Source organism: Gordonia sp. VNK1 (assembly GCF_040049135.1).
GTDB lineage: Bacteria > Actinomycetota > Actinomycetes > Mycobacteriales > Mycobacteriaceae > Gordonia > Gordonia oleivorans.
The window spans coordinates 15,403-30,264 of the sequence record NZ_JBDZDJ010000001.1 but is presented as its reverse complement, the minus strand read 5'-3'; the positions used below and the strand labels follow the sequence as shown (position 1 = coordinate 30,264).

Here is a 14,862-nt window from a genome sequence, read left to right as displayed (position 1 = left end):
ACCCGCGACCGGTGTCGCATCTGTCAGCGGACGTCGCGGGCCTCGAGGCCGGAAGCAGCCGGATCGGATGCGTCCGTAGGCTCGGCATCGAGACGACGAAGGATGACCCCCTCGCGCAACGCCCATGGGCAGATTTCCAGTGTATCGACCCCGAGGCCACGCATAGCGGCCTCGGCAACAAGAGCGCCGGCGACGAGCTGACCTGCACGATCGCTGCTGACCCCCTCGAGTTCGGCGCGGTCGTCGCGGGTCATCCGGGAGATGAAGGCGATGAGCTGCCGCAGACCGCTGGCCGTCAGGCTGCGTTTGACCCGCGGCCCCGCACCCGACGGGGCGGCACCGGTGAGTCGAGCGAGGCTGCGGAAAGTCTTGGAGGTGCCGACCGCGAGGTCGGGTTTGCCGGGTTCGAGGAGTTCCTTGGCGACGGGCCGCATCTCGGCGTCCAGCCAATCCCGCAGTACCCCGATGCGGCGGCGGTCCGGCGGGTCGTCAGGCAGCCACTCGCGGGTCACGCGGCCCGCGCCGAGCGGCAGTGACAGCGCCACGTCGGGTTCCTCGTCGACGCCGTTGGACATCTCCAGCGAGCCGCCACCGATGTCGAGGGCCAGGATCCGGCCGGCGCTCCAGCCGTACCAGCGGCGTACCGCCAGCGAGGTCAGGCGGGCCTCGTCGCGTCCCGACAGGACCTCGACAGTGACGCCGGTCTTGGCGGCCACCCGGGCCAGCACCGCGTCGGAGTTGGTGGCATCGCGCACCGCGGAGGTGGCGAACGCCATCATCTGCTGGCAGCCGGAACTCTTCGCGATGAGGGTGAACTCCTCGATCGAGTCGACGAGTCGTTCGGCGGCACCGTCGGCGAGGCGGCCCTGGCCGTCGATGTGTTCGGCGAGACGCAGCACGGCCTTGGTGGAACTCATCGGGGTGGGATGCCCGCCGCGGTGGGCATCGACGACGAGCAGGTGGACCGTGTTGCTGCCCACATCGAGCACTCCTAAACGCACGGTTACACGATAAGAGGTGGGCCGCCTGCGTTTTACGCGCGGGTGGCCGATCGGCGTGCGGCGATTCTGCACTCGTGGCCACCCTGCGGTTACCGTTGTCCTCGTGGCCAAGCCCCTTCCCATCCAGCGGATCACCCCCGCGCCCGAGGTCGATCTCGATTTTCCGCGCGAGTGGTATGAGTTCAACGATCCGGACAATGCCGAACACGTCATCAGCGCCGACCTCACTTGGCTGTGTTCGCACTGGACCTGCGTGTTCGGCACCCCGGCGTGTCAGGGCATCGTCGACGGCCGGGAGAGCGACGGGTGCTGCACCCACGGTGCGTACCTGTCGGACAAGGACGACCGCAAGCGTCTGGCCAAGGGGATGTCGCTGCTCACCGAAAAGGATTGGCAGTTCTACAAAAAGGGCTCCGGCAAGGACCCCCTCGGGCCGCGCGGCTATCTGATCGAGGACGAGATCGACGACGAACCCGCCCTCAAGACGCGACTTCACAAGGGCGCGTGCATCTTTCTGAACCGGCCGGATTTCGACCGCGGCCCGGGGTGCGCACTGCACGCCATGGCACTGCGCCGCGGACTGGAGCCGCTGACCGTCAAACCCGATGTGTGCTGGCAACTTCCGGTTCGCCGGGTGCAGGACTGGGTGGATCGGCCCGACGGCACCCAGATCCTCAAGACGACGATCACCGAGTACGACCGGCGCGGTTGGGGTGAGGGCGGCCACGACCTCAAGTGGTACTGCTCGGGCTCGCCCGACGCGCACATCGGCGCCACCCAGGTGTGGCAGTCGTACGAGCCGGAGCTCACCGAACTCATCGGCGCCGCCGCCTACGGTGTCCTCGCCGACGCCTGCCGACGGCGCGGCGAACTCGGGCTCGTCGCCGTGCATCCGGCCACCACCGCCGCGACCACCCGCCGCAGCAGCGACATCAAGTACGAATTGCTCGACATCGAACCCTCTTGATCACGAAACCTCACCATCACGAACTGATGACCGAAGCTTCGGATCCGAATCGCCGATGACAATGAGCGACACCGCACCCCCCTCCTTCCGGTCCGCCTCCGTCGCGGCTGCGCGCACGTGGTGGGCGCCACGTGAATTTGGCTGGCTACGCGCCTACCTCACTCCGCTGGGCCTCGCCGGGTGGGCACGCTTCGTGGTCGCGGTCGGCGGTCTGGTCATCGGCGTCAGCGCACTGCTTGCGGCGATCGGACCGCCTGACCTCCTGCGACACAACGGGAAATTGGTGATGTTCGCACTTGCTGCAGGCGGACTGGCTTGGACCCTGCGCTGGATGTTGGGCCCGTGGCCGACTCGAGCGGAATCTGTTGGCCTATTGGCTGCCGCCGATATCGCGGGATCGCGACGGCATGCTTCCTTCACGTCGACATGATCCTCGGGGTGGCCGCGACACCGCTATTCGCGCTCACCGGAATCTACGCCACGATGTTCCACAACGCGTGGACCAACTGCGCGCACCTGGCCTTCGCCGTCGGCATCACGACCGCCGCGGTGGCTCTGGCCGGAGTCGATCAGGGAACGCAGGACATGGCGGTCGCGGCGTCGAAGGGCATCATCACCCTGTCCATCGTCATCGTGCTGCCGTTCATCCACATCGCCTACACACTGCTGCGCGGTACCGCCGACGAGTCGATGACCGACGGACTGACCGGCCTCCTCAATCGCAACGGCCTCGAACGTGCACTGAGCCGGACAACGACCGGTGACGCCGAGCGGAGTACGACGTGGAGCGTGACGCTGATCGACCTCGACAGCTTCAAACGGATCAACGACACCGCCGGCCACCTCGCCGGCGATCAGGTATTGGGCGACGTCGCCCGCGCGATCCGACACATCGCCGCCGCCGACCACCTCGTCGCACGGTTCGGTGGAGACGAGTTCCTGATCATCGCCCGCAATCCGGCATTCCCCGATGCCGTTGTCGCCGAACATATCCGCGCGGCCATCAATGACCGAACCGGCGGAGTGGTGACCGCGAGCATCGGCGTCACCAGACGCACCGGCGTCCGCCTCGACCTACCCGGGGCGGTCATCGTCGCCGACCGGGCCATGTACGAGGCCAAACATGAAGGCGGCGACCGGGTCGTCGTCGCACCGCCGCGGCGATGCGACGCCGATCAGGGTTCGAACTTGTAACCCAGTCCGCGGACGGTCACCAGATGCTTCGGCGACGCCGGATCGGGTTCGATCTTGGAGCGCAGCCGCTTGACGTGCACGTCGAGGGTCTTGGTGTCACCGACGTAATCCGCACCCCACACCCGGTCGATCAGCTGACCGCGTGTGAGCACCCGCCCGGAGTTGCGCAGCAGATACTCGAGGAGGTCGAACTCCTTGAGCGGCAACGTGATCGACTCACCGTTGACGGCCACCGTGTGCCGTTCGACGTCCATCCGCACCGGACCGGCCTCCAGCACCACCAGGGCCAGATCGTCGTCGGAGACCTCCCCGCCGCGGCGCAACACCGCCCGGATGCGGGCGATGAGTTCCCGTGCCGAATACGGCTTGGTCACATAGTCGTCGGCGCCGAGTTCGAGCCCGACGACCTTGTCGATCTCGCTGTCGCGGGCGGTCACCATGATCACCGGAACGCTGGATCGGGCCCGCAACGCCTTGCAGACCTCGGTGCCGGGCACGCCGGGAAGCATGAGGTCGAGCAGCACGATGTCGGGGCTGATCCGGTCGAACACGGACAGCGCCTGCGCACCGTCGTTGACGACGCTGGCCTCGAAGCCCTCCTTGCGCAGCAGGAATGCCAGCGGGTCGGCCAGCGACTCCTCGTCCTCGACGATCAGTACGTGCGTCACCAATTACTCCTCACTTGTTCGGGCTGACGGGTCATGCGATCTGATCCGCACGTCGTCTCACGGATTCGCCACCCGCGTCGGCGTCGTGGACGTCGGCGTCACTGCGGGGTTGGACTGGGGGTTGGACTGGGGGATGGACAGGGTGAAGGTCGAGCCGGTTCCGGGCTGACTCCACAGATTGATGTTGCCGTCGTGGGTGGCGGCGACGTGTTTGACGATGGCCAGTCCCAGACCGGTGCCGCCGGTGAGGCGTGACCGGGCCTTGTCGACGCGGAAGAACCGCTCGAAGACCCGTTGCTGATCGGCGGGGCCGATGCCGATGCCGCGATCGGTGACCGCGATCGACACCATCGAGACCCCGTTCATCGTCGTCACCCGGCGACTGACCGAGACGGTCGTCTTGGCCGGCGAGTAGGCGATGGCGTTGACGATCAGATTGCTCAGCGCCGTCAGCAGCAGCATGCGGTCACCGCGGACGGTCACGTGGATCGGGTCGTCGGAACGCAGCGAGATCCCGGCCGCCTCCGCACTGATCGCCGCGTGATCGAGTGCGGTGGCGATCAATTCGTCGACGTCGACGCAGGTGAACTCCGGGGTTTCGCCGCCCTCGAGTCGCGACAGCGCGATGAGTTCGGTGACCATGTTGCCCATCCGGTGGGCCTCGGCGACCACCCGGCGGCCGAAGTGCTCCACCGATTCGGGATCGTCGGCCGATTCCAGCATCGCCTCGGCGAGCAGCCCGATCGCCCCCACCGGGGTCTTGAGTTCGTGGGACACGTTGGCGACGAAGTCGCGGCGGGTGGCCTCCACCCGCAAGTTCTCGGTGTCGTCGGTGCCGTAGACCATCACGTAGCGCTCGTCGCCATAGGCGCCGACGCGGGCCAGGCACCGCACCGATTCCGCGGTCCGTTTGGCCGCGCGGCCGGTCGACAGGAAACCCAGCGTCGAGGTGGGCGGCACGAAGTCGAATCGTTCGTCATCCCCGGATTCCAGAGCGACCAGCGACGCCTGCCAGACCGGTTCGGCGAGCAGGTGTTCGGCGACCATGCCCAGTTCGACGGCCCGCTGGTTGTAGAGGACGACGTCGCGGAATTCGTCGACGACGGCGACGGCCACCTCGGAATGCCGCACGATCAGGCTGAGCAGTCCGGCCTTGGTCATCCGGCCGTCGTCGGTGACGGTGGGGACGTCGAATTCCCGCAGGGCCGCCGACTCGGGTACCGGGCGGGGAACCTCGGCCGCGGAATCACCGGGATCGTGTTCGGCGACGAGACTGCGCGCCGGCTCGGCGTCGGCGGGGGCATCGTCGGTGGGGTCGGTGGAGCGTGTGAAACGCTCACGCCACGCCGACCAGGCTCGAGGATCTATTGTCGACCAATCGACGCGCCCGAGCACGAATCCGACGATCACCGCGAGCACGATTGCCGCGACGACTCCGGCAATGAATGCAGCGGTCACAGTCGCAGCTTACGGTCCCGCAAACACCACGAACATTCGCGACGGCACAATTCGGCTGCCGTTCACGTGCTGTTCGACCATTTCGTGACCTGAGCCACCTACGTGGTGCATAACGGCTCCGCCTATTGCGGTACCGGCACCGCCATGTCGGCGTATTCGGGATGCTGCTCGATGAAATGCCGAACATACGAACAGACCGGCACCACTTGTTTGCCCGTCGGCCGGATGTCGTCGAGAACGGCCTTCACCAGCTTGCCGGCATAACCGCGGCCGGAGTATGCGTCCGGGATCACGGTGTGGGTCAATACGACCTGATACGGCTCGGATACGTAGTCCACGTACCCGACGGTGACCTCGTCACCGTCCGCGTCATTGCTGAGAACTGCCTCGTACCGCTCTCGCGCAGGTGAGTGTGCGATGCGCAGGTGCCCCGGATCTGCCATGCACCCAATGTAGCGCGCGTCACACGACAGACACCATGACGATTGTGTTACGGATCACACCAGTGGCTACTTCTGCCCCTGTGCTGCGACGGCCGCGGCCCCGGCTGCGGCGGCTTCCGGATCGAGGTAGGTGCCGCCCGGGTTGAGCGGCTTGAGGTTCTCGTCGAGGTCGTAGCGCAACGGATTTCCGGTCGGGATGTTCAGGCCGGCGATGTCGGCGTCGGAGATCCCGTCCAGATACTTGACCAGGGCGCGCAGTGAATTACCGTGCGCGGCAATGAGAACGGTCTTCCCCGCCTTCAGATCCGCGGCGATCGTCTCCTCGAAGTAGGGCACCAGCCGCACGACGACGTCCTTGAGACATTCGGTGAGCGGAACCTCGGGCAGGTCGGCGTAGCGCGGATCGTGGGTCTGGCTGTACTCCGACTCGGGATCGATCGGCGGCGGCGGGGTGTCGTAGCTGCGACGCCACAGCATGAACTGCTCGTTGCCGTACTTCTCGAGGGTGTCGGCCTTGTTCAGCCCCTGCAACGCCCCGTAGTGACGTTCGTTCAGACGCCAGTCCCGGATCACCGGAATCCAGTGGCGGTCGGCGGCATCGAGCGCGATCTGGGCCGTGGAGATCGCCCGTCGCAGCAACGAGGTGTACAGCAGGTCGGGCAGCACATCGTGCTCGACGAGCAGCTCGCCGGCACGCACCGCCTCGGCCTTGCCCTTGTCGGTGAGCGCCACGTCGACCCAACCGGTGAACTGGTTGGACGCATTCCATTCGCTCTCGCCGTGCCGCATCAGGATCAGGGTGCCGTTGCTCATGGTCGATAGTCTCCCACAGACCGCCCCGGCGCTCTTCTCACATCGAGTGGGCGCCGTATCCCGTCGAGTGGGCGCCGTTTCCCGTCGAGTGGGCGCCGTTTCCCGTCGAGTGGGCGTCGTTTCCCGTCGAGTGGGCGCCATATCCCGTCGAGTGGGCGCCGTGCCCGAGCGGTCACCGTCGTCGGGCCGGCGACCGCCGAACAGGGCCCCGTCCCTCGACCGTCCAGCCCGCGACCGCCCAGATCGTCAGATAAGCCAGCCCGAAGAACGCGGCGACGGCCACCCCGACGCCCGTCGACTCGACGTGCGCGAACGGCGTTCGCACCCACCCGAGCGTGGTGTGGATGACGGCGTCGGGACGGGTCACCAGATCCCAGGAGTTCCACCGCTGGAATCGTCCGATGACGACGCCGATCGCACACAGCCCGACCGACGCAACGGCCGCGATCCACCCGACGACCGCTCCGAACTCCGCCTCCAGCCGACGATGCACCAGCAGCAGCGACACGACGCCGAGCATGATGCCCGTCCACGCCGCGAATCCGTATTGCAGCACGTGCCGCCACAGGTCGTATCCCTCACGCAGGTGCACGAGATCGGTGACCAGGTAGGGCGCATTCGGAAGGAACGCAAGCCATCCCAGTCCGAGGGGGATCAACCATCCGCGCCGCGACACCGACGCGAATCCGATGGCGAACACCATCGGAATCCACGCCAAGAACAGATTCCATACCAGGAATCGCGTCGGATAGTACAGCGGCACAGCAGGATCGGTGACGCCGAGCCCCACCGTGAGTGCCGACGTGGCCAACAACGAGGCGGCCAGTACCGCAGACCTGAGCGTGATCACCAAAGCGATTGTGCACCAACCACGCTCCGGGATGTCGGCCGGGTGAATGACCAGCGCACACTCGACGCGAAAGAGCGCCCACTCAACGCAAGAGGCCGCACACTCAACGCGAGAGAGCGCCCACTCAACGCGAAAGGGCGCCCACTCGACGGAAATGGGCGCCCACTCGACGTGCTGAGGAGAATCGACGAAGACCCTAGCGGCGCAGGTCCTTTCGGAGGATCTTGCCGGAGGCCGACTTCGGGATCGCCTCGATGAACTCCACCGCACGAACCTTCTTGTGCGGGGCGACCTTGGCGGCGACGAACTCGATGACCTCGGCCTCGTCGAGGTCGGCGTCGGCCTGCTTGACAACGAAGGCCTTCGGGATCTCTTCGCCGTCTTCGTCATTGACGCCGATGACGGCGGTGTCGGCGATCTTCGGGTGGGTCAGCAGCAGTGCCTCGAGTTCGGCCGGCGGCACCTGATAGCCCTTGTACTTGATGAGTTCCTTGAGGCGGTCGACAATGTAGACGCATCCGGTCGGGTCGACCTGCGCCATGTCGCCGGTGTGCAGGAAGCCGTCGGCGTCGATGGTGTCGGCGGTGGCCTGCTCGTTGTCGAGGTAGCCCAGCATCACGTTGGGGCCCTTGACCCACAGTTCACCGGGTGCCGAGAGACCCTCGGTGGGCAGCGGGATCTCTTCTCCGGTACCGGGATCGACGATCTTGTTCTCGGTGTTCGGAATGGCCCATCCGGTGGACGACAGCGGCGGGTCCTCGCGCCCGAGGGCCGCGGCGGTGTCGATCGGGATGAGATGGCTGACCGGCGAGAGTTCGCTCATGCCGTAGCCCTGCAGCATGTGCAGGTCGAGGCGCTTGGCGACGGCCTTGCCGAGTTCGTCGTCGAGCGGCGCGGCACCCGACATCATCATCGTCAGCGAGGACAGGTCGTAGTTGTCGACGATGGGGTGTTTGGCCAGTGCCACCGCCACCGGGGGTGCGATGTAGGCGTTGGTGACCTGGTAGGTCTGGATGTTCTCCAGGAATTCGACGAGGTCGAACCGTGGCATGACGACGAGTCGTCCGCGGTTGTAGAGCGCCGCGTTGAGCAGCACGGTCATGCCGTAGATGTGGAAGAACGGCAGCACCGCGATCACCACGTCGTCGGGGGTCATGCCCTGCAGCGGCTTGATCTGCACGACGTTGGCGACGAGGTTACGGTGGCTCAGCGCAACACCTTTGGGGTTGCCGGTGGTGCCGGAGCTGTAGGGCAGCGCCGCGACGTGCGTGGCGGGATCGAAGCTGACGTCGGGTGCCGGGAGGTTGGGGGCGAGCAGGTCGGCGGCGTTGGGATGGCCGGTTGCCTCCTGGCCCTCACCGTCGAGGATGATCAGGTCCTCGTCGGCGAAGCCCACCCGCTGGGCGGCCTCGATGGCGTGCGGGGCCAGCGCCGAGATGGTGATGAGCATCTTCGCCTGCGAGTTGGTGAGTTGCTTGGCGATCTCGTCCGCGGTGAACAGCGCATTGATCGTGGTGGCGGCGGCACCCGCGCGCAGCACGCCGTGAAAGACCGTCGCGAAGGCGGGGATGTTCGGCGAGAGGATGCCGACGACGTCGCCCACGCCGATGCCCCGGGCCGCCAGCGCACCGGCGGCGGCGTTGATCTGGCCGATCAGCTGCCGGTAGCTGGTCTCGGTGCCGGTCTTGGGGTCGATCAGCGCGGTGCGACCGAGGTACTCCTCGGCGATGTCGCCGAAGAGGAGGTCGTACAGGCTGACATCGGGGATCTCGACGTCGGGAAAGGGACTGGCGAAGCTCATGGCACCTCCGTTGGCGGGACGATCGGAGCAATCGTATCAACACTCATTGCCACGGTGTGATACGCACCTCGGTCCGGTTTGCCGGATACCGCCGCCCCGCACGACCGTCACGCCGAACTCAGGCGTGACCCTCGTACCCGTCCCCGTTGCGGCCATCGGCGTCGCCGCCGTCCGCTTCGCGTTGCGCGTCGTCGACGACGGATGCACCGCTCTCACCGGGCACATACCGTCCCTCGAGCGGCTCGCCGGGTTGCGGCAGCGAGTCCTTGTCGATGAGGTGCTCGAAGGCCAGGAGGTTGCGCAGCGACTCGCCGCGCGACACCCGCCAGGCCCATTCCCGGCGGATGGAGGTGATGAAGCCGATCTCGAGCAGGGTGTTGAAGTCGCCGTCGGCGGCCTCGAGGACCTGCCCGAGGACGCGGTCGATCTCGTCGGCGGTCAAGGCGTCACCGGAGATCCGGCCGATGAGGTAGATGTCGCCGGTGTTGTCGAGCGTGTACGCCACGCCGTAGAGCCGCCGGTTGCGTTTGAGCAGGAACCGGTAGACGCCCTCGTGATCCTCGTCGGGACGTCGGCACACGAAGGCCTCCAGACGCACGCCGTAATTGCTCGCGGTGAGCAGCACCGTGGTCTTGAGTTTGCGTTCGCCGGGCAGCTCGAGCACCACGTGCTCGGACTGCGCTCCGCCGGAACTCTTGCGGCTGAACGGGATTCCGTGCTCGGTGAGCACCTTCTCCAACAAGTCGATGTGATCGGTGTGGCTCATTTTCCGTCCCTCTCCCTCTGGTCACCGTCGATCCGGTCACCGTCGATGCCGCTTGTCGACGTCCGGCGAACTCCTGACGTCACCCAGTGATTCGGACCGGTCGCCGATCGAGATCACCCCTGCCGGATATCTCGACGACCAAACATCACATGGTCATGCGCGACCGGCGACGCCGCCACCGGCGGGTGGCCCGCACCAGTGGCGTGGCGACGGTCGACGGCGACATCGTGCGCGCGAAGGACTCCATCGCGCGACCGTAACCGGCGACGAGCGCATCGGTGGTGTGTTCCCAGGAGAACTGCTCGGCGTGGGCACGCGCCGCGATCCCCATCCGGGTGAGCTGGTCGGGGTCGCTGAGCATCTTCTCCAGCGCGTTCGTCCAGTCGCCGATCTGATGTCCGTCGACGAGCATCCCCGAGCGTCCGTCGGCCACGGCCACCCCGAGACCACCGACGTCGGCGGCGAGGACCGGTGTCCCGCAGGCCTGCGCCTCGATGGCCACCAGGCCGAAACTCTCCGAATAGCTGGGCACCGCAACGAGATCCGACGCCCGGTACACCTGCGCCAGGCGGGTCGCCGGTTGCGGCGGCAGGAAGGTCACGTCGTCGGCGATGCCGAGTTCGGCGGCCAGGTCGATCAGCGCGGTCGGACGATCCAGTCCGCTGCCCGACGGCCCGCCGACGATGAGCACGCGGACCGGCCGGCGTCCGTCCTCGCGGGAACGTTCGATCAGCGGCGCCGCCGCGGCCAGCAGCACGTCGGGCGCCTTGAGCGGCTGGATGCGGCCGACGAAGGTCACCACCGCGGCGTCCGGGTCGAGCCCGAGTTCGGCCCGCGCGGCCGCCGCCGAACCCGTTGTGTAGCAATCGAGGTCGGCGCCGGGGGTCACCACGTCGATGCGCGCCGGGTCGGCGTCGTACATGGTGATCAACTCGGTGCGCTCGGTGTCGGTGTTGGCGATCAGCCGGTCGGCCTGGGCCACCACCTGCTGCTCCCCGATCACCCGCAGCCGCGGTTCGGCGGCGTCCCCCTTGGCCAGCGAGGCGTTCTTCACCGCGGCGAGCGTGTGCGCGGTGTGCACCAGCGGCACGCCCCAGCGTTCGCGCGCCAGCCAGCCGACCTGCCCGGAGAGCCAATAGTGCGAATGGATCAGGTCGTAGTAGCCGGGCCGCTGCATGGCCTCGGCGCGCAGGACCCCGGCACTGAAGGCGCACAACTGCGCGGGCAGGTCACGCTTGTCGAGGCCCTCGAACGGGCCGGCGGCCACGTGACGCACGACGATGCCGTCGGCGGCGTCCACCGCGGGTGTGTCCATCGACGATGTCGCCCGGGTGAAGATCTCGACCTTGATCCCGCGGCGGGCCAGGCGCCGCGCGGTCTGCCAGACGTAGACGTTCATGCCGCCGGCGTCGCCGGTGCCTGGCTGCGCCAACGGCGAGGTGTGCACCGAGATCAGTGCGATACGCCGTGGCCGGGACGAAGTCATCCCACCAGCTTAAGGCGTGACGGATGTGTCGACCGGGCAGCGCCCCGTCGACGACCCCGGGGCGTTGACACCTGGTGGTGATGTGTCTCACCATCGCAGGATGGTGGCAGATCTGTCGCGAGCACCCGCCTTTGCGCTGCGGTCCGGGTCGACGTGGTGTGATCCCTTCGCCATGTACTCCCGGCTGCGCCGAACGTCGCCGGTGCATCACGTCACCGACGACGGCACGGGCGCGGCGGTGGACTATTGGGTCCTGACCCGTCATGCCGATGTCTGCGCCGCGGCCACCGATCCGTCGACATTCTCCTCGGCGGCCGGGTTGACGGTGACCGACAACGAGATCGAGGCCATCGGCATGGCCGACAATCCGCCGCTGGTGATGCAGGACCCGCCCGAGCACACCCGGTTCCGTTCGCTGGTCGCGCGCGGTTTCACCCCGCGCCAGGTGGAGGCGATCGCCCCTCGTGTCCGGGATTTCGTCGCCCGGCGACTGGATCGGATCGATCGGCTCGCCGGTCCCGACGGGCAGGTCGACATCGTCGAACTCCTCCTCAAACCACTGCCGAGCATGGTGGTGGCACACTACCTGGGCGTTCCGGAACGGGATTGGCAGCGGTTCGACGTCTGGACCGAGGCCATCGTCGGCGCCGTCGGCGATCCCGGTTCGGCCGGCGCCGACGCGGGGGCGGCAACCGGCGAACTCCTGGGGTACTTCGCCGACCTGATCGCCGAGCGGCGGCAGGCGATGGACTGCGGGACCGGCATGGGCGAGGACACGGTCTCCGCGCTCGTCGCCGCGGGCCGGGCCGACGACGACGCGGGGCTGGTGTCGATCCTGGCGTTCGTGTTCACGATGATCGCCGGCGGCAACGACACCACGACGGGACTGCTCGGTGGTTCCCTGGATCTGCTGGCGCGCCACCCCGATCAGCGGGCCCGCCTGGCCGCCGATCCCGACCTCGTCGGCGACGCGGTGGAGGAACTGCTCCGGCTGACCTCCCCGGTGCAGGGGCTGTGCCGTCAAACCAGCCGCACCGTGCACTACCCCGACACTCCCGAGGGTCCGGTCGAGATCCCGGCCGGACGCAAGGTGTTGGTGTGTTACGCCGCGGCCAACCGGGATCCGGCCGTATTCGGTCCCGACGCCGACGATCTCGACATCGCACGGCGTCCACGGGCGATCCTCACCTTCGGCCGTGGCGATCACCATTGCCTGGGTGCGGCGGCGGCCCGGATGGCGGCGCGGGAGACCCTCACGGCCATCCTGGCCCGGTTCCCGGAGTACGAGGTCGGCGACATTGCTTGGGCTGCGGGCAATTACGTTCGACGCCCGACGAGTATGGCGTTTCGACCGGGGGTCCACCGATAGCCGACCCAGGGCAGGTTGTGGCGCGGCGACGCCCCGGGCCCGCCGGCGTCACTCCTCCGGACCGCCCGGATTGCAGCGCGTAGCCACCATCTGCTGTTCGTCGACGACCGGCCGTTGCGGCTCGATGTTCCAACTCGGCTTGTCCGGTGCCACCAGGCGGGCGTAGGTCCAGTGACAGTCGAACTGCGCCCGCATACCCGGGGTGTCGGCGTCGGGGGCCAGCTTCAGGACCTCCGCCCAGGCGACGTCGGCGCCATCGTCGGAGTACGTCTTGCGTCCACTGACGGTCGGATGGATCTGCAGGCTCGGACCGACCGCGGTCGAGACCCACTCGACGTGGTCGACGTAGGGCGGGCGGTTGACCGGGTCGATGGCCGGGGTCGGCGGCGAGTAGGAGCCCAGGCCAGTCGCCGTCGGCACCGACACGCTCGAGCTCGGTGCATCCGATGTCGCCGACGACGACGCAGCGGCCGAGTCGGTCGAGGTCGACGTCGTCGACGATCCACCGCAACCCGTTGCGCTCCCGACGATCAGTGCGCACGCCGCCGCGCCGAGCACGATCCGGCCGCGGCCGGCCACCGGGAGCCGTCGATGAGTCACCCTCGCGAGACTAGCGGCCGGGGTACGCTCCGCGGTGTGGGGTCTTCGCGGCGGTGGTGCACATCGCCGACGATGCTGCCCGTTGCGCTGATCGCGGTACTGCTTCTGCTCACCGGCTGCGCTACGCACGATTCCACGTCGACGGCGGTCACCCACGACTTCGGTGGCCGCGTGGACACCACCACGAACTCACTGCTGCTCGACGGAAGCCCGTGGCAGCCAGTCGGATTCAACGCCTACCAACTGGGTACCGATTGGTCGGTCAACCGCGGATGCGGTGCCGAGGTCGATCTCGACAGGTATTTCTCGGCGCTGCCCGCGCGCAGCCTCACGAGGTTCAACCTCTATGCCTCCTTCGCGGTGAGCGTCACGACCGGTGGCCTGGACTTCGCGCCACTGGACGCGGTGTTCGCCGCCGCGGAGCGCCATCACCAGATGGTCTTGCCGGTGCTCACCGGGTCCTCCGGCGCCTGTGAGGACAACCAGTTCAAGGACCGCCAGTGGTATGTCTACGGGTGGCGGACGACACCGCACGTCGGTGGACTCACCTATGCCCAGTGGCTGCCGATCGCGGTGAAACGCTGGGCCGGGCGGACGTCGCTGGCCGGGTGGGAGCTCGTCGGTGAGCCCGAGGCCAGTTCCTGTGGTGCCGGCGGGTGCGCGTGGCAGCAACGCCTGTGCGCCCCGGGGGCCGCGCAGGTGCTGCGGGACTTCTTCGACTCCGCGGGTGCACAGTTGCGTGAGATCGACGATCGCCATCCGATCTTCTCCGGCACCACCGGTGGCGACCAGTGTTCGCTCGCCGGCGACGACATCTTGACGGTCGGCGCCTCGCCCAACATCGATATCCTCGACTACCACGATTACCGGTACGACGACGGCGCCCCACCCGCCGGGAGCGACCTCCCGACCCGCTTGTCTCAGTCACGGCAGCTCGGAAAACCCCTGGTGGTCACCGAACTCGGCATGAAGGCCGGATCCTGTCGGACGTTGCAGGAGCGCTATGACACTCTGCGGGAGCAGACACTCACCGAACGACGGTCCGGGGTCGCAGCAATCCTGTTCTGGGCGTTCGTACCCGACCCACGACCAACCGAATGCACCTACGACATCGGCTTCGACGACCCGCTCTGGCAGGTGGTGTCCGACCTCAACCGCTGAGACGCGTATCCCCCGGGCCGCTTGTCGAGGTCGAGACCACCCTCGCAAGGTGAAAGCCTTACGCAAACAGGCGGTTCCGCAACCCCCGCTGGTCGAGTGCGCCGCGCGAGCGAAGCGAGCTCGTCGCGTATCGAGACCACCCTCGCAAGGTGAAAGCATCACGCAATCAACCGGTTCGGTAACCCCCGCTGGTCGAGTGCGCCGCGCGAGCGAAGCGAGCTCGTCGCGTATCGAGACCACCCTCGCAAGGTGAAAGTATCACGTAAGCAACCGGTTCAGCCCTGC

Annotated in this window: 14 protein-coding genes; 4 read left to right on the top strand and 10 right to left on the bottom strand. The window is 67.5% G+C overall.

Going from position 1 to position 14,862, the window contains the following annotated elements; translation table 11 throughout:
* Positions 1–23: 23 nt before the first annotated feature.
* Positions 24–1,001 carry a Ppx/GppA family phosphatase gene (locus ABLE94_RS00120; RefSeq protein ID WP_348807448.1) on the bottom strand — a complete coding sequence of 326 codons (978 nt, stop codon included), beginning with the start codon at positions 999–1,001 and terminating at the stop codon, positions 24–26.
* A gap of 130 nt (positions 1,002–1,131) precedes the next feature.
* Between ABLE94_RS00120 and ABLE94_RS00115 the strand changes: the two genes are divergently transcribed.
* Positions 1,132–1,968 (top strand): DUF3109 family protein, encoded by an 837-nt coding sequence (locus ABLE94_RS00115; protein WP_348807475.1) that lies wholly within the window; start codon positions 1,132–1,134, stop codon positions 1,966–1,968.
* Between the two features lie 438 nt (positions 1,969–2,406).
* On the top strand, positions 2,407–3,162 hold the full coding sequence (locus ABLE94_RS00110; RefSeq protein ID WP_348807684.1) for a GGDEF domain-containing protein: 756 nt from the start codon (positions 2,407–2,409) through the stop codon (positions 3,160–3,162).
* Here ABLE94_RS00110 and ABLE94_RS00105 read toward each other — a convergent pair.
* The 8 genes from ABLE94_RS00105 to mshA form a co-directional block, all read right to left on the bottom strand.
* Positions 3,144–3,830 (bottom strand): winged helix-turn-helix domain-containing protein, encoded by a 687-nt coding sequence (locus ABLE94_RS00105; RefSeq protein WP_348807450.1) that lies wholly within the window; start codon positions 3,828–3,830, stop codon positions 3,144–3,146. The two genes, ABLE94_RS00110 and ABLE94_RS00105, sit on opposite strands and share 19 nt — an antisense overlap.
* Positions 3,831–3,887: 57 nt before the next feature.
* Complete coding sequence (locus tag ABLE94_RS00100) at positions 3,888–5,288, bottom strand: sensor histidine kinase (RefSeq protein ID WP_348807683.1); 1,401 nt, start codon at positions 5,286–5,288, stop codon at positions 3,888–3,890.
* Positions 5,289–5,410: 122 nt separating this feature from the next.
* A complete protein-coding gene (locus ABLE94_RS00095) occupies positions 5,411–5,731 on the bottom strand; it encodes a GNAT family N-acetyltransferase (protein WP_348807682.1) in 321 nt (106 codons plus the stop codon).
* Between the two features lie 66 nt (positions 5,732–5,797).
* Positions 5,798–6,544 (bottom strand): phosphoglyceromutase, encoded by a 747-nt coding sequence (locus ABLE94_RS00090; protein ID WP_348807453.1) that lies wholly within the window; start codon positions 6,542–6,544, stop codon positions 5,798–5,800.
* Positions 6,545–6,716: 172 nt separating this feature from the next.
* On the bottom strand, positions 6,717–7,394 hold the full coding sequence (locus ABLE94_RS00085; RefSeq protein ID WP_348807454.1) for a DUF1361 domain-containing protein: 678 nt from the start codon (positions 7,392–7,394) through the stop codon (positions 6,717–6,719).
* A 196-nt stretch (positions 7,395–7,590) separates the two neighbouring features.
* Positions 7,591–9,195 carry an AMP-binding protein gene (locus ABLE94_RS00080; RefSeq protein ID WP_348807681.1) on the bottom strand — a complete coding sequence of 535 codons (1,605 nt, stop codon included), beginning with the start codon at positions 9,193–9,195 and terminating at the stop codon, positions 7,591–7,593.
* 118 nt (positions 9,196–9,313) lie between these two features.
* Positions 9,314–9,961, bottom strand: a complete 648-nt coding sequence (locus ABLE94_RS00075) for a type III secretion system chaperone family protein (protein ID WP_348807680.1) — start codon at positions 9,959–9,961, stop codon at positions 9,314–9,316.
* A gap of 145 nt (positions 9,962–10,106) precedes the next feature.
* Positions 10,107–11,447, bottom strand: a complete 1,341-nt coding sequence (gene mshA, locus ABLE94_RS00070; RefSeq protein WP_348807679.1) for a D-inositol-3-phosphate glycosyltransferase — start codon at positions 11,445–11,447, stop codon at positions 10,107–10,109.
* Positions 11,448–11,547: 100 nt separating this feature from the next.
* Between mshA and ABLE94_RS00065 the strand changes: the two genes are divergently transcribed.
* Complete coding sequence (locus ABLE94_RS00065) at positions 11,548–12,816, top strand: cytochrome P450 (RefSeq protein WP_348807678.1); 1,269 nt, start codon at positions 11,548–11,550, stop codon at positions 12,814–12,816.
* Between the two features lie 48 nt (positions 12,817–12,864).
* On the opposite strand, the gene ABLE94_RS00060 is transcribed toward ABLE94_RS00065, so the two are convergent.
* Positions 12,865–13,416, bottom strand: a complete 552-nt coding sequence (locus tag ABLE94_RS00060; RefSeq protein ID WP_348807677.1) for a DUF2599 domain-containing protein — start codon at positions 13,414–13,416, stop codon at positions 12,865–12,867.
* Between the two features lie 72 nt (positions 13,417–13,488).
* Here ABLE94_RS00060 and ABLE94_RS00055 point away from each other — a divergent pair, with 72 nt between their 5' ends.
* Complete coding sequence (locus ABLE94_RS00055) at positions 13,489–14,577, top strand: beta-mannosidase (RefSeq protein WP_425476109.1); 1,089 nt, start codon at positions 13,489–13,491, stop codon at positions 14,575–14,577.
* The last annotated feature ends 285 nt before the right edge of the window (positions 14,578–14,862 follow it).